The organism is Stenotrophomonas bentonitica (genome assembly GCF_013185915.1).
Taxonomy (GTDB): domain Bacteria; phylum Pseudomonadota; class Gammaproteobacteria; order Xanthomonadales; family Xanthomonadaceae; genus Stenotrophomonas; species Stenotrophomonas bentonitica.
The window spans coordinates 365,940-387,879 of sequence record NZ_JAAZUH010000001.1 but is presented as its reverse complement, the minus strand read 5'-3'; the positions used below and the strand labels follow the sequence as shown (position 1 = coordinate 387,879).

The window sequence follows — 21,940 nt, the reverse complement described above, 5'->3', positions numbered from 1 at the left end:
CCTGCTGGGATTGGACTACACATGCCGCGTTACGAAATGCTCAACAACATCGCCCACCGCGACCTGCGCGTGGCGACCGGCTTCGGACCTGAATTCGGCGACGCGGTCGGCATGGTGCCGGCGTACCCGAGCGAGTTCGCCGAACTGCAGCGTGAATACCCCATTTTCCTGCGCAGGGACACCGCCACCGGTGCGTGGCAGTCGGTGGTCCTGCTGGGCTTTGAACAACATGAGAACCTGTACCTGGACGAGGGGCGCTGGAACGCCTCGTACCTGCCGGGGGCCGCGGCCAAGGGCCCGTTCCTGATCGGGTTCCAGGAAAACCGCATCGACGGCGAACTCACCCGTGAAGCGGTGCTGCACGTGGACCTGGACCACCCGCGCGTGAACAACAGCGCCGGCGAGCCGGTGTTCCTGCCGCAGGGTGGAAATACCCCGTATCTCGACCACATCGCCACCGTGCTGCGCGGCATCAGCGACGGCCATGCCTTTGGCGCGGAGATGTTTGCGATGCTGGATGCCAAAGGACTGATCCAGCCGGTCACGCTCGACGTGCAGATCGATGCCGAGCATCGGGTCGGCGTCAACGGCCTGCACGCGGTCGACCGCGACCGCCTGGCCGCGATGGACGGCGAGGCGCTGGCCGAGCTCAACCGCGCCGGTTACCTGGAAGGTGCGTACCTGATGCTGGCCTCGCTGCACAACATGCGGCGGCTGATCGCCGAGAAACAGCGCCGCCTGCGCCTGCAGGGCAGGAACTGAGCGATGGCCGACGGGGCGGCGATGCGGACACTGGAAGGGCTGGCGCCTGCCGCGCTGCCGCTGGACGCGCTGGTCGCGGCCGGCGAACCGGTGGTGCTGCGCGGTGTCGTGCGCGACTGGGGCCTGGTCCAGGCCGGGCTGCGCTCGACCCGCGACGCCATGGACTACCTGCGCGGGTTCGACGCCGGCGTGCCGGTGCCGTACTCGCATGGCGAGCCCGCCATCCGGGGCCGTCCGTTCTACAACGCCGACTTCACCGCGTTGAACTTCGAGGTTCGGCGCGGCGTGCTGGGCGAGGTGCTGGAGGAGATCGCGCGGCACGTAGACGATCCCCAGCCGCCCACGTACTACATCGCCTCGCTGCTGATCGATCGGGCACTGCCCGGTTTTTCGCAACACAACGACGCCGCGCTGGCCGGGCAGGGCATCGACGCCTCGGCCAGCATCTGGATCGGCAACCGGGTCACCGCGTCCTGCCATTTCGACACGCCGGACAACCTGGCCTGCTGCGCGGTCGGCCGTCGCCGCTTCACGCTGTTCCCGCCGGAGCAGATCGACAACCTCTACCCGGGCCCGCTGGAACCGACCCCGGGCGGGCAGGTGGTGAGCGTGGTGGATTTCGACAACCCCGATTTCGAACGCCATCCCCGGTTCCGTGATGCACTGACCAGCGCGGTCACCGCCGAACTGGAACCCGGCGACGCGATCTTCATTCCCAGCATGTGGTGGCACCACGTGCGCAGCCTGGCGCCGTTCAACGTGCTGGTGAACTACTGGTGGCGCAGCGTGCCCGGCTTCCTGTCCTCGCCGCTGCCGGCCCTGCAGCACGCCATGTGGGCACTGCGCGACCTGCCGCCGCGCGAGAAGCAGGCCTGGGCGAAGATCTTCGAGTACTACGTATTTGGACCCGCTGGGCACGCCGGGCAGCACCTGCCCGAGGCCGCCCGCGGCGAACTGGCACCGTTCGACGAACTGCAGGCGCGCCGCACGCGCGCCCAGCTGCTCGCTCGACTCAACCGCTGACGGGGATATCGCTTTGAACGCTGCCAACACCACCACCCAGGGCCGCATCCGCAAGGTCGTCATCGCCGGCGGTGGCACCGCAGGCTGGCTGGCCGGCTGCGCGCTGGCCCACCAGTTCCGTGACCAGCTCGAGATCACCCTGGTGGAGTCCGAGCAGATCGGTACCGTCGGCGTGGGCGAATCGACCGTGCCGCCGATCCGCACCTTCCACCGCTTCCTGCAGATCGACGAGCAGGAGTTCCTGCGCGAAGTGGCCGGCACCTTCAAGCTCTCGATCTCGTTCGAAAACTGGCGTCGCCCCGGCGAGCGCTTCATTCACCCGTTCGGCACCATCGGGCAGAACACCTGGGCCACGCCGTTCCACCATTTCTGGCTGGACAGCCAGCGCCGTGGCATGGCCTCGGACCTGGGTGACTTCTGCCTGGAAAGCGTGGCCTCGCGCGGCGACCAGTTCTCGCTGCAGACCCAGCCGCAGGTGAACTACGCCTACCATTTCGACGCCGGGCTGTACGCGAAATTCCTGCGCCGGAAGGCCGAAGCAAACGGCCTGCGCCGGGTGGAAGGCAAGATCCGTGAAGTGCGCCAGCACGCGCATGACGGCTCGGTGCAGGCGCTGGTGCTGGAAGACGGCCAGGTGCTGGAAGGCGATCTGTTCATCGACTGCACCGGCTTCCGTGGCCTGCTCACCGAACAGACCCTGCACACCGGCTACGAAGACTGGAACCAGTGGCTGCCCAGCGACCGTGCGGTGGCGGTGCAGACCGAATCGGTGAAGCCGCCAGTGCCGTACACCCGCGCCATCGCGCACGAGGCCGGCTGGCGCTGGCATATCGCGCTCCAGCATCGCGTGGGCTGTGGCCTGGTGTTCTCCAGCCGCCACATGTCCGACGACGAAGCGCAGGCCAAGCTGCTGCGCGACATCGAAGGCGAACCGCTGCGCGACCCGTGGCTGGTGCCGTTCCGCAGCGGGCGCCGGCTCAAGGCCTGGAACAAGAACGTGGTGGCGCTGGGCCTGGCCAGTGGCTTCATCGAGCCGCTGGAATCGACCAGCATCCACCTCACCATCAGCTCGGTGGTACGCCTGATCCAGCTGTTCCCGATCGAGGGCATCACTCCGACCCTGCAGGCGCTGTACAACGACGTCGGGCAGAAGGAGATGGAGCACGTGCGCGACTTCATCATCCTGCATTACCACGCCACCCAGCGCGACGAGCCGATGTGGAAGGCCGCTCGCGAAATGGAATTGCCCGAGTCGCTGGCGGTGCGCCTGCGCGCCTGGCGCGAGCGTGCGCATGCGTGGCAGGACCCGGGCGAGTTGTTCCGGGTGGACTCCTGGACCAGCGTGCTGATGGGGCAGGGCATCCAGCCCGGACCGGCGCACCCGCTGGCCAGCGCGATCAGCGACGACGACCTGCGCACCCTGCTGCAGCGCATCCGCCAGCCGATCCAGCAGGCGGTGGCGACGATGCCGTCGCAGGCGGACTTCATTGCGCAGTACTGCAAGGCGTCCGAGGACGTGTGGCCGCGGAGGATGGCGACCGCGTAGCGAAGCTGCGCGTTGTTGCCCGGATTTGGTAGCGCTACCTTTTGAAGCATACGGGGTGTAAGGGATGGAACTGGTTGCCGGAATCGATGCAGGCACGCAGAGCCTGAAAGTGCTGGTGTACGACCCTGCCGCGCGCAAGGTGGTGGCCAGCACCAGTGCCGCGCTGGAGCTGGCCAGCGGCGCGGATGGCAGCCGCGAGCAGGCCCCGGCCGATTGGGTGGCCGCGCTCAACAGCTGCTTCGCCGCGATTGCACCGGCGGTGCGTGCGCGCATCGTGGCGCTGGCGGTGTCTGGCCAGCAGCATGGGTTCGTGCCGCTCGACGCGGCAGGGCAGGTACTGGCACCGGCCAAGCTGTGGTGCGACACCAGCACCTCGGCCGAATGCACGCAGATCATGGACGCGGTCGGCGGCACCGCGCAGACCATTGCAGCGGCCGGCAACCCGATCCTTACCGGTTACACCGCTTCCAAGCTGCCGTGGACCAGGACGCACCGGCCCGAGGCCTACGCGAAGCTGGCCACCATCCTGCTGCCGCACGACTACCTCAATTTCGTGCTGACCGGTGAGCGCTTCTGCGAGTACGGCGACGCCTCGGGCACCGGCTGGCTCGACGTGCGCAACCGCACCTGGTCGCCCGAACTGCTGCGCGCGACCGACCCGGACCGCGACCTGGCGGCATGCCTGCCGCCCATCGCCGCACCCGAAGCGCTGTACGACATCGCACCCGCTGCAGCAAAGACGCTGGGCCTGCCGGCAACGGTCAAGGTGGCTGTCGGCGGCGGCGACAACATGATGGCCGCCATCGGCACCGGCTGCGTCACCCCGGGGCGCCTGGCGATGAGCCTCGGCACCTCGGGCACCCTGTTCGCCTATTCGGATACACCGGTAGTCGACCCGGAAGGCGCCTGGGCCGCGTTCTGCTCGTCCACCGGCGGCTGGCTGCCGCTGATCTGCACCATGAACTGCACCGTGGTCACCGAACAGGTGGCCGACGCCTTCGACTTCAACACCCGCCATGCCGACGGCCACCTGCGCACCACGCCGCCCGGTGCCGACGGCCTGGTGATGCTGCCGTTCCTCAACGGCGAGCGCACCCCGGACCTGCCGCTGGGCAAGGGCGTGCTGGCCGGCCTGGACACCACCAACATGACCCCGGCGCACTTCTACCGCGCCGCCATGGAGGGCGCCACCTACAGCCTGAAGTACGGCTACGACGCCTTCGTGCGCGGCGGCATGCAGTTCGACCGCATCGTGCTGACCGGCGGCGGCAGCAACAGCGCGCAGTGGCGGCAGCTGGTAGCCGATGTGTTCGGCCTGCCGGTGGACGTGCCGACCCAATCCGAAGGCGCGGCGTTCGGCGCCGCCCTGCAGGCGCTGTGGGCGCTGGGCCATGCACGCGGCGACGGCGCTTCCATCGCCGACATCACCGAGCGGCACGTGGCGCTCGACCCGCAGCTCTCGGCCCGCCCGGACCCGGCACGCGGCCACACCTATGCCACCGCCTACACCCGCTTCCTACGTTACCTCGACGCCCTCACGCCGCTGCAGCGCGGCTGAAACCCACTTCACGCGACACCTCGCACAACGAAAGGAAACCGCACCATGAGCACGCAGCCCTTCATCGGCGCCACCGAGTACTTCCCCGGCATCGGCCGCATCCCCTTCGAAGGGCGCGGCTCGGACAACCCGCTCGCGTTCAAGGTGTACGACGCCAACAAGGTGATCGGCGGCAAGAGCATGCAGGAGCACCTGCGCTTCGCGGTCTGCTACTGGCACACCTTCTGCAACGCCGGGCACGACCCGTTCGGGCCGGGCACCCGCCGTTTCCCGTGGGAATCCAGCTCGCCGCTGGCCAGTGCCGAAGCCAAGGTGGACGCCGCGTTCGAGTTCTTCACCAAGCTGGGCGTGCCGTACTGGTGCTTCCACGACATCGACCTGGCACCGGACGCCGACGATGTGGGCCAGTACGAGAAGAACCTCAAGCACATGGTCAAGCTGGCCAAGGAGCGCCAGGACGCCACCGGCATGAAGCTGCTGTGGGGCACCGCCAACCTGTTCTCGCACCCGCGTTACATGAACGGTGCGTCCACCAACCCGGACTTCGCCGTGGTCGCGCGCGCCGCCGTGCAGGTCAAGGCCGCGCTGGAAGCCACCGTTGAGCTGGGTGGCGAGCACTACGTGTTCTGGGGTGGCCGCGAAGGCTATGCGTCGCTGGTGAACACCCAGATGAAGCGCGAGGTCGAGCACTTCGCACGGTTCCTGACGATGGCGCGCGACTACGGCCGCAGCATCGGCCTGAAGGGCAACTTCCTGATCGAGCCCAAGCCGATGGAGCCGATGAAGCACCAGTACGACTTCGACAGCGCCACCGTGGCCGGCTTCCTGAAGGAGCATGGCCTGCACAAGGACTTCAAGCTCAACATCGAAGCCAACCACGCCACGCTCTCCGGCCACACCTTCGAGCACGACCTGCAGGTCGCCTCGGACCACGGCCTGCTCGGCAGCATCGACGCCAACCGCGGCAACGCGCAGAACGGCTGGGACACCGACCAGTTCCCGACCGACCTGTACGACACCGTCGGCGCGATGCTGGTGGTGCTACGCCAGGGCGGGCTGGAAGGCGGCCTGAACTTCGACGCCAAGGTGCGCCGCGAGTCCACCGACATGGAGGACCTGTTCGTGGCCCATATCGGCGGCATGGACGCGTTCGCGCGCGGGCTGGAAGTCGCCCACGGGCTGCTCAACGACTCGCCGTGGGAGCAGTGGCGCGCCGAACGCTACGCCAGTTTCGACAGCGGCGCCGGAAAGGACTTCGAACATGGCAAGCTCAGTCTGGCGGACCTGGCTGCACTGGGGGCGAAGGGCGGTGAGCCCACGCAGATCAGCGGCAAGCAGGAACGTTACGAAAACCTGATCAACACGTACCTGCTGCGCTGAGCGCAGCCCCAAGGATGAGCCCATGACCCACCTTCTTCATTCCCGCCGCAGCAGCGCCCTGATGGTCGCGGTGGTCCTCGCGCTGGTTGCCTGCAAGGGCGACGACAAGGCCGCCGACAAGGCCCCGGCCGCCGCCACCGCCAGCGCCGAAACCAACCCGTGGCCGTCGGTGGCCTGGCCGCTGGCCGAAGACCCCGCCCTGGAAAAGCGCATCAATGACCTGATCGCAACCATGACGGTGGAAGAGAAGGTGGGTCAGCTGATCCAGGGCGACATCGCCAGCATCACCCCGGACGATGTTCGCAAGTACCGGCTGGGCTCGATCCTGGCCGGCGGCAACTCCGACCCCGGGGGTCGCTACGACGCCTCGCCGGCCGAATGGCTGGCCCTGGCCGATGCCTTCTACGCTGCCTCGATGGACACCTCGCAGGGCGGCAAGGCGATCCCGGTGCTGTTCGGCATCGACGCGGTGCACGGGCAGAGCAACATCGTCGGCGCCACCCTGTTCCCGCACAACATCGGACTGGGCGCGGCGCGTAATCCGGAGCTGGTGCGCCGGATCGGCGAGATCACTGCGCTGGAAACCCGCGCCACCGGCATGGAATGGGCGTTCGCGCCGACCGTGGCGGTGCCGCAGGACGACCGTTGGGGCCGCACCTATGAGGGCTACTCCGAATCGCCCGACGTGGTGGCCAGCTATGCCGGAAAGGTGGTGGAAGGGTTGCAGGGCAAGGTGGGCTCGCCGGAGTTCCTCGACGGCCGCCATGTCATCGCATCGGTGAAGCACTTCCTGGGCGACGGCGGCACCACCGACGGCAAGGACCAGGGCGACACCAAGGTCAGCGAGGCCGATCTGGTCCGCATCCACGCGGCCGGCTACCCGCCAGCGATCGCGGCCGGCGCGCAGACGGTGATGGCGTCCTTCAACAGCGTCAACGGCGAGAAGATGCACGGCAACAAGCCGTACCTCACCGATGCCCTGAAAGGCCGCATGAACTTCGGCGGTTTCGTGGTGGGCGACTGGAACGGCCACGGCCAGGTCAAGGGCTGCACCACCACCGACTGCCCGGCCACCATCAATGCCGGGCTGGACATGCCGATGGCCTCGGACAGCTGGAAGGGCATGTACGAAACCACGCTGGCCGCCGTGAAGGCCGGCACCATCAGCCAGGAACGACTGGACGACGCGGTGCGCCGGATCCTGCGGGTGAAGATGCGTCTGGGCCTGTTCGAAGCCGGCAAGCCGTCCGCACGTGCGGTCGGTGGCCAGTTCGCCCTGATCGGCGCACCGGACCATCGCGAGGTTGCACGCCAGGCCGTGCGCGAGTCGCTGGTACTGCTCAAGAACCAGGGTGGCGTGCTGCCGTTGGCGCCGAAGCAGAAGATCCTGGTGGCCGGTGACGGTGCGAATGATGTGGGCAAGCAGGCCGGCGGCTGGACGCTCAACTGGCAGGGCACCGGCACCACGCGCAAGGACTTCCCGAACGCGGACACCATTTTTGAGGGCATCGCGAAGCAGGTGAAGGCCGCGGGTGGGCAGGCCGAGCTGGCGGTCGATGGGAAGTACAAGGCGAAGCCGGATGTCGCCGTGGTGGTGTTCGGCGAGAACCCGTATGCCGAGTTCCAGGGCGACCTGGCCACGCTGGCCTACAAGCCGGGCGACGACTCGGACCTGCAGCTGCTCAAGAAACTCAAAGCCGACGGCATCCCCGTGGTCGCGGTGTTCCTGAGTGGTCGTCCGCTGTGGGTGAATCGCGAGATCAACGCCGCCGATGCCTTCGTCGCCGCCTGGCTGCCGGGTTCGGAAGGCGCAGGCATTGCCGACGTGCTGCTGCGCACGCCCGATGGCGCCGTGCAGAACGACTTCAAGGGCAAGCTCAGCTTCAGCTGGCCGCGCACGGCGGTGCAGTACGCCAACAACGTGGGCCAGAAGGACTACGACCCGCAGTTCGCGTTCGGCTACGGCCTGACCTATGCCGACAAGGGCAACCTTGCGGCGTTGCCCGAAGTCTCCGGCGTGACCGGCAATGAAGGCGCGGCCGGCGTGTTCTTCGCGGCGGGCGATGCCGGCGCCGGCATGGCGCTGCGCCTGGAAAACGCCACGGGGCAGGGCGTGACCGTCACCAAGGTGCCGGAAGGCCTGGACGGCGACCTGCTCAACGTGACCGGCGTGGACCACCTCAAGCAGGAAGACGGCCGCCGCCTGGCCTGGACCGGCAAGGGTGAAGCAACCGCCGCGTTGCAGTCGCACACCGCACTGGACCTGCAGCGCGAGAGCAACGGCGACCTGATGCTGGTCACCACGCTGCGCGTGGATGCGGCGCCCAAGGGCGAGGCGTGGCTGGCGGTGGGCTGTGGTACCGGTTGCTCGGCGCGCGTGCCGCTGGGGCCGACCCTGGCCAAGCTGCCGGTGGGGCAGTGGACCCGCGTGGGCGTGCCGCTGAAGTGCCTGGCCGGTGCCGGCGCGCAGGTGGGAAAGCTGGACCGCCCGTGGTCGCTGGTGAGCGCATCGGCGATGACCGTTTCGATGTCGCGGGTTGCATTGGGCGCGTTGAACGAAGCCGACGTTACTGTCGCCTGCCCGGGAGCATGACGATGCGGCGCGCCCTACCTACGCTTGGGCGGGCGCGCCACCGAGTCACGCTCCACCAGGCGGTGCGGCAGCACATGGTCGGTCAGCGGACGTGCTTCATCGTTGCGGTGGCGGATGGTGCGCAGCAGGATGTCGATGGCCGCGTCGGCCATCGCCGCAATCGGCTGGTGGATGGTGGTGAGTTCCGGCCACACCGTGGTGGCGGCCGAGGTGTCATCGAAGCCGACCACGGTCAGGTCGCGGGGCACATCCAGCCCGCGCCGGTGCGCGACCGAAATGGCGGCCGCACCCATGTCGTCGTTGCTGGCAAAGATGGCGGTGGGCGGGTTCGCGTGCGCCAGCAGCAGCTCGGCAGCACCCAGACCGGAGCGGTAAGTGTAGTTGCCGTGCTGGACCAGTTCGGGGTCGACCTCCAGCCCGGCTTCGTGCAGCGCGGTGACGAAGCCGTCGTAGCGGCGGGCGCTGGCACTGAGGTCGTCGCGCCCGCAGATGAAGCCGATGCGGGTATGCCCGTGCTGGATCAGATGCTCGGCCATTTCCTTGCCGGCGTGGAAGTCGTCGATGCGCACGCAGGAGATGCCATCGCCCTGGCGGCCGGAGGCAATCGCCACCACCGGAATGCGCGCCTTCACCAGCTCGCCGACGGCGGCGGCGGACTCGCACAGCGGTGGCGGCAGGATCACGCCGTCAACCCGGCTGGCCAGGTTGCGCGCAGCCTTGCGCTCGGCCTCGGCGTCCATGTTTTCCCAGTAGTCGATGGTCAGCTGCACCGGTGCGTTGGAGGCGACGCGCAGCAGGCCGACCAGCAGTTCGCTCAGGTAGGCGCCGCTGGGGTTGGCGTAGATCAGCGCGATGCGGGTGTGCTGCGCGGCCGCCAGCGAACTGGCTGCCACATTGGGCGTGTAACCCAGCTTGCGCACCGCACGCATCACGCGTTCGCGGGTCTCTTCGCGCACGTTGCCTTGGTTCACGGCCCGCGACACGGTCATCGGCGAAACGCCTGCCAGCGCCGCCACCTCGTCGATCGTCACGCCACTGGTTTTGCGGCGGACCGATTTCTTCGGCTTGTCCAATACGCGTTTCCTTTCGTTTTCGTAACGCTACCGTGCGGTCAGGGGAGATGATGCAGCGGCCAAGGCACGTCACCAGCTTACCCGGTTTACTGCCAAAAACGCCGCATTTTGCCGCTGTCGCGCGGTGTCATTGGATGTCGAGCGTTGTCATCGCGCTGCTGCTTTTTGTGGGCAACGCACATGCGGAAGATGGCTATGCACTGTGGTTGCGTTATGTGCCGGTTGAACCTGCGCTCGCAGCCACGTATCGCGCGCAGTTGAGCGACATCGTCGCACCCGACGCAACGCCGACGCAGCGCGCCGCGCGTGCTGAGCTGGAGCGTGGGCTCGCCGGCCTGCTCGGCAAGGCACCGCCGATACACACCGAGCCGACCCAACAGTACGCCGTGGTACTGGGTACGCCGGCGTCGTCCCCTTTGCTCGCGCCACTGCGCAGCGAAATTGAATCACTGGGTGCGGACGGATACCTGCTGAAGCGCATCCAGCGCGACGGCCACAGTGTGTTGGTGGTGGCAGGGCAGCACGACATCGGCGTGCTGTACGGCGTGTTCCACCTGCTGCGCCTGCTGCAGACCGGCGGGTCGCTGGACGCGCTGGACGTGCACGAATCGCCGCGCGCGCAGCTCCGCGTGCTCGACCATTGGGACAACCTGGACGGCTATGTCGAACGCGGGTACGCGGGTCGCTCGCTGTGGGACTGGCAGAGCCTGCCGGAATGGAAGGATCCGCGTTACACCGACTACGCACGTGCCAATGCCTCGCTGGGCATCAATGGCACCGTGCTGAACAACGTCAATGCCAGCGCCTGGAGCCTGGCGCCGGCGTACCTCGACAAGGCGGCTGCGCTCGCGGAAGTGTTCCGGCCCTATGGCATCCGCGTCTACCTGAGCGCGCGCTTCAGCGCCCCCATCGAGCTGGGCGGGCTGAAGACCGCCGATCCGTTGGATCCCGGCGTGCAGCGCTGGTGGCGCGACAAGGTCAACGAGATCTACGCCCGCATTCCCGACTTCGGCGGGTTCCTTGTCAAAGCCAATTCCGAAGGGCAGCCGGGCCCGCAGGACTATGGCCGTTCGCATGCCGACGGGGCCAACCTGCTCGCCGACGCGCTGGCGCCGCACGGTGGCGTGGTGATGTGGCGCGCCTTCGTCTACGCGCATGAAGTGCCGGCAGACCGCGCCACCCAGGCCTACACCGAGTTCGCCGGCCTGGACGGCGCGTTCCGCCCGAACGTGATCGTGCAGGTCAAGAACGGGCCCATCGATTTCCAGCCACGTGAGCCGTTCCACCCGTTGTTCGGCGCCATGCCGCGCACGCCGCTGATGATGGAGTTCCAGCTCACCAAGGAGTACCTCGGGTTCGCCACCCACCTGGTGTACCTCGGACCGCTGTTCGAGGAAGTGCTGCGCTCTGACACGCATGCACGAGGGAAGGGCTCGACCGTGGCCAAGGTGGTGGACGGTTCCTTGGAAGGGCACGCACTTACCGGCATGGCCGGGGTCGCCAACATCGGCAACGACCGCACCTGGACCGGCTCGCACTTCGACCAGGCCAACTGGTATGCCTTCGGACGGCTGGCCTGGAATCCACACCAGTCCGCCCGCGATGTCGCAGCCGACTGGGCCGCGATGACGTTCTCGCCGGACCCCGCCGTGGTTCAGCCCATCGTGCAGATGATGATGGCCTCGCGCGAGGCGGCCGTGAACTACATGACCCCGCTTGGCCTGCACCACCTGATGGCGCGCGGCCACCACTACGGCCCTGGCCCCTGGGTAGACGGCGGCCCGCGCCCGGACTGGACCTCGGTGTACTACCACCGCGCCGACCGCAACGGCATCGGCTTCGACCGCAACGCAAGCGGCAGCAACGCCGTGGCCCAGTACGCGCCCGAAGTGGCCGCGCACTACGGCGACCTCGCGAAAGTGCCCGAACCGCTGCTTCTGTGGTTCCACCACGTCCCCTGGGACCACCGCATGGCCTCCGGCCGCACCCTGTGGGACGAACTCGTCACCCGTTACTCGCTCGGCGTACGGCAGGTGCAAGAGATGCAGAGTCTGTGGGCGAGCCTGACGAACCCCACCGAGGTAGAGCGGGGCTCTGCCCCGCTGGCCTCACCGATCGACCCACAACGAAACGCCCAGATCACCGCCTTCCTCCGCATCCAACAACGCGAAGCCCAATGGTGGCGCGACGCCAGCATCGCCTACTTCCAATCCATCAACGGCCTGCCACTGCCGAAGGGCGAAGCCCCACCACCGCACCCCTTGTCCTACTACCAGTCCCTGCAGTTCCCCTCAGCACCCGGAGACGGCCGATGAGCAGGTTCCGCCATTGGGCTCACCGGTTGCTGCTGCCCGCACTTGCCATCGCCAGCGCACCGTCGATGGCGCAGCAACCCACGCCACCACTGCTGCATCCACTTTTCCAGGACCACGCCGTCCTTCAGCGCGACCAGCCCATTCCGGTCTGGGGCGAAGCAAAGCCGGGCGAGAGCGTGTCCGTAACGCTGGCGGGGCACACCCAGAAAACCCGCACAGACGCCAGTGGGCACTGGAAAGCCACGCTTCCCCCAACCACCGCAGGCGGCCCCTACGCACTCACCGTAAGGGCAGGGCAAGCGACCCAGACCGCGCATGACCTCATGATCGGCGACGTCTGGCTGTGCTCCGGCCAGTCCAACATGGAGCTGCCGGTATGGCGCACCCTGGACGCGAACAGCGAACTCGCAGCCGCCGCACATCCCGACATCCGTCTGTTCACCGTTCCCAAGGCCGCCGCCGTCGCCCCGCAACAGTCGTTCAACGCACCGGTCGCCTGGGCCGCCGCAACCCCGGACACCGTGCGCGAGTTCTCCGCCGCCTGCTACTACTTCGCGCGCGAACTCCAGAAGACCGTCAAGGTACCGATGGGTCTCATCCAATCGGCATGGGGCGGCTCACGGATCGAGGCGTGGACCAGCGCCAATGGCCTGCGCACACAGCAAGGCATGCAACCCGCACTGGACGTGCTCGCCCTGTATGCCAAAGACCCTGCAGCCGCGAACGCGCAATGGGGAACGCACTGGCAGCAGTGGTGGGCCAGTCGCGATGGCAACGCTTCTGGCGATGCGCCATGGCAGCCTGATACCAACAACGGCACATGGAGGCAGGCACCCACAGCACTGGGCGCATGGGAGCGCTGGGGCGTCCCCGAGCTCTCCGACTACAACGGCATGGTCTGGTACCGCACGCAGGTCACCCTGACCGCCGCGCAGGCAGCGCAGGGGGCCACGCTGGAACTGGCGCGGGTAGACGAGACCGACGTCACCTGGGTCAACGGCGTTGCAGTGGGCAGCCAGTACGGCCCCGGCGAAGCGCGGTCATACCCCCTGGCTCCGGGACTGCTGAAAGCGGGCGCGAATTCCGTAGTGCTCAACGTGCTCGACACCTGGGGCGACGGAGGACTGGCCGGGCCCGCGAGCGCCCATGCGATCCGTCTGGCCGATGGCACCCGCGTCACGCTCGACGCGACGTGGCAGTACCGGCCAGCACCCGGCCCCGAGTCACCGCCACTCGCCCCATGGCAGGCAGCAACCGGGCTGTCCACGCTGTACAACGGCATGATCGCGCCGTTGGGCAACTATGGCCTGCGCGGCATGCTCTGGTACCAGGGCGAGTCCAACACCGGCGACGGTGCCGCCTACGCAGGGCGACTGCGCAGCCTGCGCGAGGACTGGCGCAGCCGGTTTGGTGCAACGCTGCCCTTGCTGATCGTCCAGCTCGCGAACTACGGCAAGCCACCCGCTGCGCCCACCGAAAGCGGCTGGGCGCAGGTGCGTGATGCACAGCGGCGCGTAGCAGCGGAAGACCCGCACAGCGGCCTCGCCGTGGCCATCGACATTGGTGACGCCTACGACATCCACCCGCCGAACAAGCAGGAGCTGGGCCGCCGCCTGGCGCGGTTGGCGCGAAACGTGGTCTACGGCGAGCACGACTTGGCATCCACCGGTCCGACGGCAACGCATGCTTCGCGCACGCCGGAGGGACTCCGGATCCAGTTCGCGGACGTTAACGGTGACCTCATCACCACCGGCGCGCAGGGCCCCATCGGCTTTGAAGTCTGCGACGCCGCTGCCCAACACTGCGCTTACGCCGACGCGACGTTGGACGGGCACGCGGTCATCCTGCGCAGCCCTCAGGCAGGCACCGCCGCCCGCGTCCGCTACTGCTGGGCCGACGGCCCGGTCTGCACGCTGCGTGACAGCAGCGGCCTGCCGTCGGGACCGTTCGAGCTGCCCGTCGACGAAGGAGCAGCTCGCTGATGCGCCGGCTGCTCGCCACCTTCATGCTGCTCAGCGCGGTGCTGACCACCCGCGCGACCGAGCCTGCGCCGCCGGTCTACTTCGACTGGTTCGAATACACGGGCCGCGATGCCGCGTTCGAAACGCCGCTGCCGGCTGGGCACTACCGCAACCCGATCCTGGCCGGCTTCCACGCAGATCCCAGCATCGTCGCCGCCAACGGCAGGTTTTACCTGGTCAACTCCAGCTTCACCTACTTTCCGGGCATCCCCGTCTTCGAGAGCGAGGACCTGGTGCACTGGAAGCAGATCGCCAACGTCATCGATCGCCCAAGCCAGCTCGATTTCGACGGCCTCAGCGTCTCACGGGGCGTGTTCGCACCTGCGATCTCGTACCACGATGGCCTGTTCTACGTGGTCACCACCGCTGTAGACAGTGGCGGCAACTTCATCGCCACTGCGCACGATCCCGCCGGCCCGTGGTCCGACCCGCACTGGTTGCCGAGCATCGACGGCATCGACCCGTCGTTGTTCTTCGACGACGATGGCAGCGTCTACCTCGTAAACAACGATGCGCCCGCCGGCACCCCGCGATACGAAGGCCACCGCGCCATCTGGATGCAGCAGATCCAGCTGGCCGCATTCAAGCCCATCGGCCCACGCAAGATCCTGATCGACGGCGGTGTCGAACCGGCAAAGAATCCGATCTGGATCGAAGGCCCTCACATCTTCAAGCGCGAAGGCTGGTACTACCTTTCCGACGCCGAGGGCGGCACCGGGCCGCAGCATTCGCAGGTGGTACTGCGCAGCCGCGATGTCTGGGGGCCTTACGTTCCCTATGCACACAACCCGATTCTCACCCAGCGCGACCTGCCTGCCGACCGCCCACTGCCCATCACCAACGCTGGCCACGCGGATCTGGTCGAAGGCCCGGACGGCTCGTGGTGGGCCGTGTTCCTGGCCAGCCGCAACTACCAGCAGCGCCACTACAACACTGGGCGTGAGACCTACCTGCTGCCGGTGGAATGGCGCGATGGCTGGCCGGTGATCCTGACTGCCAACCAGACCATCCCCTACGTGGTGCAAGCCCCCAGCTGGATGAAGGGCGAAGCCGTTCAAGCGCCTTCGACTGGCAACTTCATTGACCGCGACGGGTTCGACGGCGCGACGCTTGGCAATGCGTGGCTGCGCGTGCGTGTGCCCAAGCAAGAGTGGGCAGACCTGCGCGAGCGGCCAGGGAGCCTCGCCCTGCATCCACTGCCGGAAGGCCTCGACACACTCAAGAATCCAGCTTTCCTCGGCCGCCGCCAGCAACACCTGCGTTTCGAGGCCAGCACCGCCATGACCCGCCCGGGGCAAGGCGTCGCAGCAGGCCTGGCTGCCTTCCAGAGCGAAGCCTGGTGGTACTTCCTCGGCGTACGCAGCCTTGGTGGTGACCGCGTCGCCGTCTTCCTCGAAGCCCGGGACGGCGGCAACACAACGAAAACCCTTGCCAGCCGCGAACTGAAAGCAGCACCCACGCTGCGCCTTCAGATCAGCGGCAATGAAGGCAACTACGCCTTCGCAGTCGACACCGGCCACGGGCAGGGCTGGCAAACCCTCGCAGAAAACGTAGACGGCACCGTACTCAGCACCGATCGTGCAGGGGGCTTCGTAGGCACCCTGCTGGGACCATTCGCGCGCGACGAGCGCGCTTCGAGGAGCAGATGATGACGCGCAGGCCTTACCACTCCGTCGGCCTTCGCGGCCCCGTCCTTGCCACCCTTGCCCTGTGCGCCGCCATCGGGCTCGCCACCGCCGCGCACGCCGCAGAGCCCAAACCCTGGTTGGACACCTCCGCCAGCTTTGAAACCCGCGCCGCCGCGCTCGTTGCGCAGATGACCCTCGAAGAAAAGGCCGCCCAGATGCAGAACGGCGCCCCGGCCATCGAGCGCCTGGGCGTGCCCGCGTACGACTGGTGGAGCGAAGGCCTGCACGGGGTCGCACGGGCAGGGCAGGCCACCGTGTTCCCGCAGGCCATCGGCCTGGCCGCCACCTTCGACGTCCCCTTGATGGGGCAGGTGGCCACCACCATCAGCGACGAAGCACGCGCCAAGCACCACCAGTTCGTGCGTGACGGCCAGCACGGCCGCTATCAGGGTCTGACCTTCTGGTCGCCCAACATCAACATCTTCCGTGACCCCCGCTGGGGCCGCGGCCAGGAAACCTACGGCGAAGACCCGTACCTCACCGCGCGCATGGGCGTGGCCTTCGTGCACGGCCTGCAGGGGGACGACCCGGTGTACCGCAAGCTCGACGCCACCGCCAAGCACTTCGCCGTGCACAGCGGCCCCGAGGCCGACCGTCATCACTTCGACGCCAAGCCCAGCAGGCGCGACCTGTACGACACCTACCTGCCGGCGTTCGAAACGCTGGTGAAGGAAGGGCAGGTGGACGCGGTGATGGGCGCCTACAACCGCGTGTACGGCGAGTCCGCCAGCGCCAGCGAATTCCTGCTGCGTGACATCCTGCGCGACGAGTGGGGCTTCAAGGGCTACGTGGTTTCCGACTGCTGGGCCATCGTCGACATCTGGAAGCATCACAAAATCGTGCCGACCCGCGAAGCCGCCGCCGCACTGGCGGTGAAGAACGGCACCGAACTGGAGTGCGGGCAGGAATACGCCACGCTGCCTGAAGCAGTGAAGCAGGGATTGATCAGCGAAGCCGAGATCGACGACGCCGTGACCCGCCTGTTCACCGCACGCATGCGGCTGGGCATGTTCGACCCGCCGGAGCGCGTAGCCTACGCACGCATCCCCGCGTCCGTGAACCAGGCGCCCGCGCACGACGCGCTCGCGCTGACGGCGGCGCGGGAATCGCTGGTACTACTGAAGAACGACGGCGTGCTGCCGCTCTCGCGCGATCTCAAGCGCATCGCCGTGGTCGGCCCCACCGCCGACGACACCATGGCATTGCTGGGCAACTACTTCGGCACCCCGGCGGCACCGGTCACGATCCTGCAGGGCATCCGTGACGCCGCCAAGGGCGTGGAGGTGCGCTACGCGCGCGGCGTGGACCTGGTGGAAGGGCGCGATGATCCCAACGCCACCCCGCTGATCGAAGCCGCCTACCTGCGGCCTGCCGCCGACTCACCGGAGCGCGGCCTGCGCGGCGAGTACTTCCGCACGGCCGACCTGGCCGGCACCCCGGCACTGGTCCGCACCGACGCCCAGATCGGCTTCGGCTGGGACCGCGGCTCGCCCACCGACAACTTGATGGCGCGCGGCGAAGCCGGCCCGGGGCAGGGCGTGCCGAATGACAACTTCAGCATCCGCTGGAGTGGCCAGCTGCTCCCACCGGTCTCGGGCCGCTACCGCATTGAAGCGGCCGCCGACGATGGCTTCCGCCTCTACGTGGACGGCAAGCGCGTGCTCGACCACTGGACTCCCAGCGACCGCATGCGCAGCGACGGCGTGGACCTGGAGCTGGAAGCCGGCCGTGCTTACGAGCTGAAGCTGGAATACTTCGACGCCGAGCGCGACGCTGGGGTGCGCCTGGGCTGGCGCATGCCCGGCGCCAAACCGCCGTTCGAGGAAGCACTGGACGCCGCCCGCAACGCCGACGTGGTGGTATTCGTCGGCGGCCTCACCGGCGATGTCGAAGGCGAGGAGATGAAGGTCAACTACCCGGGCTTCGCCGGCGGCGACCGCACCGACCTGCGCCTGCCCGCCACCCAACGCAAGCTGCTCGAAGCGCTCAAGGACACCGGCAAGCCCGTAGTGATGGTGCTGACCGGTGGTTCCGCGCTCGCGGTGGAGTGGGCCCAGGAAAACCTCTCGGCCGTCCTGATGGGCTGGTACCCCGGCCAGCGCGGCGGCACTGCCGTGGGCGAGGCCCTGTTCGGCGACTACAACCCTGGCGGCCGCCTGCCGGTGACCTTCTACACTGCCGACCAGAAGATGCCGGCCTTCGACGACTACGCCATGGAAGGCCGCACCTACCGCTACTTCCGCGGCACCCCGCTGTACCCGTTCGGCCATGGCCTTTCTTACACCACCTTCGACTACGGCAAGCTCCAGCTCGATGCACCGCGCGTCGCCGCCGATGGTCGTCTCAAGGTACAGGTTGAAGTAGCCAACACCGGCAAGCGCGACGGCGACGAAGTGGTGCAGCTGTACGTGCGCCGGGTGGACGCCGCAGCGGGCGATGCCGTGCAGTCGTTGCACGGCTTCCAGCGCGTGCACCTGGGCGCAGGCCAGAAACAGACGGTGGCCTTCGACCTGGACGCCTACCAGGCCCTTCGCCAGTATGACGAAGCGCGTGGCGCGTATGCGGTGCCGCCGGGGGCGTACGAGGTGCGGGTAGGCAGCTCCAGTGCCGACGCCCGGGTAAAGGCACGTTTCACCGTGGAGGCAAAACGTGACTGATCACACCCTGTCGGTACGGGAAAAGCTGGGCTACAGCCTGGGCGACCTTGCGGCCAACCTGATCTTCCAGACGCTCATCACCTACCTGGCGTTTTTCTACACCGACGTCTACCGGTTGCCGCCCGCCACGGCGGCCACCGTGATCTTCGTGGTCGGCCTGCTCGGCGCGTTCGTGTTTACCCCGTTGATCGGCATCGCCGCCGACCGCACCCGCAGCCGCTGGGGCAAGTTCCGGCCGTGGATCCTGTGGACCGCTGTTCCGTTCGGCGTGCTCTCGCTGCTTGCATTCAGCACGCCGGACCTGGGCGAGCGCGGCAAGGTGGTCTACGCGCTGGCCACCTACGGCATGCTGATGCTGGTGTACGCAGCCAACAACCTGCCGTACTCCGCGCTCAGCGGCGTGCTCACCGGCAACATGGACCAGCGCAACAGCCTTTCCGCGTACCGTTTCGTGGCGGTGATGATCGCGCAGTTCATCATCCAGGTCCTGCTGCTGCCGCTGGTGCTGATCCTCGGCGACGGCGACCGCGTGCTCGGCTTCGAGCGGGTGATGACCGTGTTTGCGGTAGTGGGCACGGTGTTCTTCCTCATCACCTTCGCCACCACCCGCGAGCGCATCGTTCCCGCCAAGGAGCAGACCGCCGGGGTCGGGCAGGACCTGAAGGACCTGCTGCACAACCGCCCGTGGCAGGTGATGCTGGCGCTGACCATCCTGGTCTTCATGAACCTCGCCCTGAAGGGCGGCACCTACATCTACTACTTCCAGTACTACATGAGCGAACCGGCGCTGGCCGCGTTCCTCGACAGTTCCGGTTTCAACCGCTTCATCGGTGGCCTCAACGCCATGCTCAGCGGTTGGGGACTGTCCGGTTTCACCTGGCCGAAAGATCCAGCCACCTCGGCCTTCAGCCTGTTCAACGCGTGCGGCATCATCTGCATGATCCTGGGCATCGGCGTTTCTCGCCGGTTGGCCGACCGCTTCGGCAAGCGTGATGTATTCGGCGCGGCGTTGTTCGTGTGCACCGTGTTCCTGCTGGTGTTCTACCTGTTCCCGCCCACGGGAGTGGCCGTGGCCTTCGTGTCGTTCATGCTGCACGGCTTCTTCTACGGCATCACCATCCCGCTGCTGTGGGCGATGATTGCCGACGTGGCCGACTACTCGGAGTGGAAGAACCACCGCCGTGCCACCGCCATCATCTTCTCCGCCATGCTGTGCGGCCTGAAGATCGGCCTCAGCATTGGCGGCGCACTGGTGGCGGGCATCCTGGCGCACTACGGCTATCAGGCCGGCGCCGCCCAGCAGCCGGACGGCGTGGTGGACGGCATCCGCTTGACCGTGAGCCTGTACTGCTCGATCCCGTTCCTGCTCGCCGTAGGGCTGTTGTTCCTCTACAAGATCGACAAGCGCATGGAAACCCGGATCGAACAGGACCTGCTGCAACGGCGCAATGGAAACAGCCTGGAGCACCTGGCCGCACACGCCATCTCCGAGCCGCTGGTGTCGCATATCTACACGGCGGACCCTTCCGCGCATGTCTTCGAGGGCAAGCTGTACATCTATCCATCTCACGACATCGATGCCGGCGCACCGTTCGATGACGAAGGCGGCCACTTCGGCATGGAGGACTACCATGTACTGCGGATGGATTCGCCGCAGGGCGAAGCCACCGACTGTGGTTTGGCACTGCATGTACGTGACGTGCCTTGGGCCGCGAAGCAGATGTGGGCGCCAGACGCCGCTACCCGTGACGGCCGCTACTACCTGTACTTCCCGGCCAAGGACGCACAGGGCATCTTCCGGATCGGCGTAGCGGTGGCCGATCGCCCGGAAGGGCCGTTCAAAGCCGAGCCCGAGCCCATTGCAGGCACATACTCCATCGACCCGGCAGTGTTCGAGGACGACGACGGCGCGCACTACCTGTACTACGGCGGCATCTGGGGCGGCCAACTGCAGAAGTATCGTGACAACCGGTACGACGCAGCGAACGAGGAGCCCACCGGCGACGCACCCGCGCTGGGTCCGAGGGTAGGGCGGCTCGAACCCGGCATGACCCAGCTGGCGGAGCCCACCCGGGAAGTGCTGATCCTGGATGAGCACGGAAAGCTGCTGCGAGCCGACGACCACGAACGCCGCTTCTTCGAAGGCCCGTGGCTGCACAAGTACAACGGCCGGTACTACCTCTCGTACTCCACCGGCAACACCCACCTGCTGTGCTATGCCGTGGGCGACAACCCGTACGGGCCGTTCACCTATGCCGGCGTGATCCTCAGGCCGGTAGTCGGCTGGACCACGCACCATTCCATCTGCGAGGTCGATGGGCAGTGGTATCTGTTCTATCACGACTCCCTGCTGTCAGGCGGCGTAACCCACCTGCGCTCGGTCAAGTGCACGCCGCTGCATATGGAAGCCGATGGCAGCATCAGGACGATAGATCCGTATGGCGCCTGAGACCGCATCTCCCATTGATGACGCGCTGGCGCCGCTGCTGGCAGGCCGTCTGCACTGGCTGAAGTCAGGCAAGCTGGAAGTGGCACTGGCCCCCGAAGCCGGTGGGCGCATCGCCCAGATCCGCTATGACGGGATGGACTGGCTGGTCAGCGAAGAAGAGGGCAGCGCGGCAGCCATTGCCTGGGGCTGCTACCCGATGGTGCCGTGGGCAGGGCGAATCCGGCATGGCCGCTTCGACTTCGACGGCAAGCCTCATGTACTGCCCATCAACTTCGGCGGTCACGCCATCCACGGGGTAGGGTTTACGCGCCCCTGGCAGATGGACAGCCTCGAAGCGGACACAGCAACGCTGTCGCTTAAGCTCGCCGAAGACGCCTACTGGCCTTTTGGTGGAACGGCGACACAGATTATCCGTCTGCGACCCCATTGCCTTGAACTGCACCTCGCGATACAGGCAGACCGCCACGCCATGCCGGCCGTACTCGGCTGGCACCCATGGTTCCGCAAGCCAGAGCAGCTGATCTTTGCCCCTGATGCCATGTACCCGCAGGACGGGGAGGGCATTGCCACAGTGCCCTGCGTAGCCCCGACGCCCGGCCCTTGGGACGACTGCTTCATCAATCACGCGGAGATAGCACTGGTGTCAGCGGATCAGCGCCTCCGCATGCGAGCCAACACCAACTATTGGGTCGTTTACGACGCCGCGTCCCACGCCACCTGCGTAGAACCCCAGACCGGGCCACCGGACGCGTTCACACTTTCACCAAACCGATTGGAGCGAGGCGAGAACCTCGAGTTGACCTTCGTGATGACGTGGGAATCTGAAGCCAAACCCAACTGATCGCAAGGCAACATTTCGTGGCGCCCACCTCAAT

At 67.2% G+C, this 21,940-nt stretch carries 13 protein-coding genes and 1 pseudogene; 13 read left to right on the top strand and 1 reads right to left on the bottom strand.

Features of this window, described 5'->3' with window-relative positions; genetic code table 11:
- Positions 1-21: 21 nt before the first annotated feature.
- The 6 genes from HGB51_RS01670 to HGB51_RS01645 all read left to right on the top strand — a co-directional run bounded on the left by HGB51_RS01670 (position 22) and on the right by HGB51_RS01645 (position 8,862).
- Positions 22-762, top strand: coding sequence for a SapC family protein (locus HGB51_RS01670; protein ID WP_070206193.1), 741 nt, complete (start codon positions 22-24; stop codon positions 760-762).
- Positions 763-765: 3 nt separating this feature from the next.
- Entirely contained in the window at positions 766-1,785 is a 1,020-nt protein-coding gene (locus HGB51_RS01665; protein ID WP_070206192.1) for a cupin-like domain-containing protein, read from the top strand.
- Between the two features lie 13 nt (positions 1,786-1,798).
- A complete protein-coding gene (locus HGB51_RS01660; RefSeq protein ID WP_070206191.1) occupies positions 1,799-3,331 on the top strand; it encodes a tryptophan halogenase family protein in 1,533 nt (510 codons plus the stop codon).
- A 64-nt stretch (positions 3,332-3,395) separates the two neighbouring features.
- Positions 3,396-4,889: a xylulokinase gene (gene xylB, locus HGB51_RS01655; protein ID WP_070206190.1), complete on the top strand. Its 1,494-nt coding sequence runs from the start codon at positions 3,396-3,398 to the stop codon at positions 4,887-4,889.
- A gap of 45 nt (positions 4,890-4,934) precedes the next feature.
- Entirely contained in the window at positions 4,935-6,269 is a 1,335-nt protein-coding gene (gene xylA, locus HGB51_RS01650) for a xylose isomerase (protein WP_070206189.1), read from the top strand.
- A 22-nt stretch (positions 6,270-6,291) separates the two neighbouring features.
- The gene (locus HGB51_RS01645) at positions 6,292-8,862 is read left to right on the top strand and encodes a glycoside hydrolase family 3 protein (RefSeq protein WP_070206188.1); all 2,571 of its coding nucleotides are present in this window, start codon (positions 6,292-6,294) and stop codon (positions 8,860-8,862) included.
- Between the two features lie 14 nt (positions 8,863-8,876).
- Here HGB51_RS01645 and HGB51_RS01640 read toward each other — a convergent pair whose 3' ends face one another.
- Positions 8,877-9,935 carry a LacI family DNA-binding transcriptional regulator gene (locus HGB51_RS01640; RefSeq protein WP_070206187.1) on the bottom strand — a complete coding sequence of 353 codons (1,059 nt, stop codon included), beginning with the start codon at positions 9,933-9,935 and terminating at the stop codon, positions 8,877-8,879.
- A 134-nt stretch (positions 9,936-10,069) separates the two neighbouring features.
- Between HGB51_RS01640 and HGB51_RS01635 the strand changes: the two genes are divergently transcribed.
- The 7 genes and pseudogenes from HGB51_RS01635 to HGB51_RS01610 all read left to right on the top strand — a co-directional run bounded on the left by HGB51_RS01635 (position 10,070) and on the right by HGB51_RS01610 (position 21,906).
- The gene (locus tag HGB51_RS01635) at positions 10,070-12,250 is read left to right on the top strand and encodes an alpha-glucuronidase family glycosyl hydrolase (protein WP_070206186.1); all 2,181 of its coding nucleotides are present in this window, start codon (positions 10,070-10,072) and stop codon (positions 12,248-12,250) included.
- Positions 12,247-14,232, top strand: a complete 1,986-nt coding sequence (locus tag HGB51_RS01630; protein WP_070206185.1) for a sialate O-acetylesterase — start codon at positions 12,247-12,249, stop codon at positions 14,230-14,232. The genes HGB51_RS01635 and HGB51_RS01630 overlap by 4 nt, the downstream gene beginning before the upstream one ends.
- Positions 14,232-15,920: a glycoside hydrolase family 43 protein gene (locus HGB51_RS01625; protein ID WP_070206184.1), complete on the top strand. Its 1,689-nt coding sequence runs from the start codon at positions 14,232-14,234 to the stop codon at positions 15,918-15,920. Before HGB51_RS01630 ends, HGB51_RS01625 begins: the two co-directional genes overlap by 1 nt.
- The gene (locus HGB51_RS01620) at positions 15,920-18,616 is read left to right on the top strand and encodes a glycoside hydrolase family 3 protein (protein ID WP_141738946.1); all 2,697 of its coding nucleotides are present in this window, start codon (positions 15,920-15,922) and stop codon (positions 18,614-18,616) included. Before HGB51_RS01625 ends, HGB51_RS01620 begins: the two co-directional genes overlap by 1 nt.
- Positions 18,609-20,075 (top strand): annotated as a pseudogene (locus HGB51_RS20210) (MFS transporter); the annotation flags it as partial. The gene HGB51_RS01620 and the pseudogene HGB51_RS20210, both read left to right, overlap by 8 nt.
- Positions 20,049-21,065 (top strand): glycoside hydrolase family 43 protein, encoded by a 1,017-nt coding sequence (locus HGB51_RS20205; protein WP_343034364.1) that lies wholly within the window; start codon positions 20,049-20,051, stop codon positions 21,063-21,065. The pseudogene HGB51_RS20210 and the gene HGB51_RS20205, both read left to right, overlap by 27 nt.
- On the top strand, positions 21,055-21,906 hold the full coding sequence (locus tag HGB51_RS01610) for an aldose epimerase family protein (RefSeq protein ID WP_070206181.1): 852 nt from the start codon (positions 21,055-21,057) through the stop codon (positions 21,904-21,906). Before HGB51_RS20205 ends, HGB51_RS01610 begins: the two co-directional genes overlap by 11 nt.
- The last annotated feature ends 34 nt before the right edge of the window (positions 21,907-21,940 follow it).

What these genes read in the sequence shown, in the direction of transcription:
- HGB51_RS01645 (WP_070206188.1), top strand. Translation starts at nt 6,292, where the DNA reads ATGACCCACCTTCTTCATTCCCGCCGCAGCAGCGCCCTGATGGTCGCG.
- HGB51_RS01630 (WP_070206185.1), top strand. Translation starts at nt 12,247, where the DNA reads ATGAGCAGGTTCCGCCATTGGGCTCACCGGTTGCTGCTGCCCGCACTT.
- HGB51_RS01635 (WP_070206186.1), top strand. Translation starts at nt 10,070, where the DNA reads ATGTCGAGCGTTGTCATCGCGCTGCTGCTTTTTGTGGGCAACGCACAT.
- HGB51_RS01665 (WP_070206192.1), top strand. Translation starts at nt 766, where the DNA reads ATGGCCGACGGGGCGGCGATGCGGACACTGGAAGGGCTGGCGCCTGCC.
- xylB (WP_070206190.1), top strand. Translation starts at nt 3,396, where the DNA reads ATGGAACTGGTTGCCGGAATCGATGCAGGCACGCAGAGCCTGAAAGTG.
- HGB51_RS01670 (WP_070206193.1), top strand. Translation starts at nt 22, where the DNA reads ATGCCGCGTTACGAAATGCTCAACAACATCGCCCACCGCGACCTGCGC.
- HGB51_RS01610 (WP_070206181.1), top strand. Translation starts at nt 21,055, where the DNA reads ATGGCGCCTGAGACCGCATCTCCCATTGATGACGCGCTGGCGCCGCTG.
- HGB51_RS01625 (WP_070206184.1), top strand. Translation starts at nt 14,232, where the DNA reads ATGCGCCGGCTGCTCGCCACCTTCATGCTGCTCAGCGCGGTGCTGACC.
- xylA (WP_070206189.1), top strand. Translation starts at nt 4,935, where the DNA reads ATGAGCACGCAGCCCTTCATCGGCGCCACCGAGTACTTCCCCGGCATC.
- HGB51_RS01620 (WP_141738946.1), top strand. Translation starts at nt 15,920, where the DNA reads ATGACGCGCAGGCCTTACCACTCCGTCGGCCTTCGCGGCCCCGTCCTT.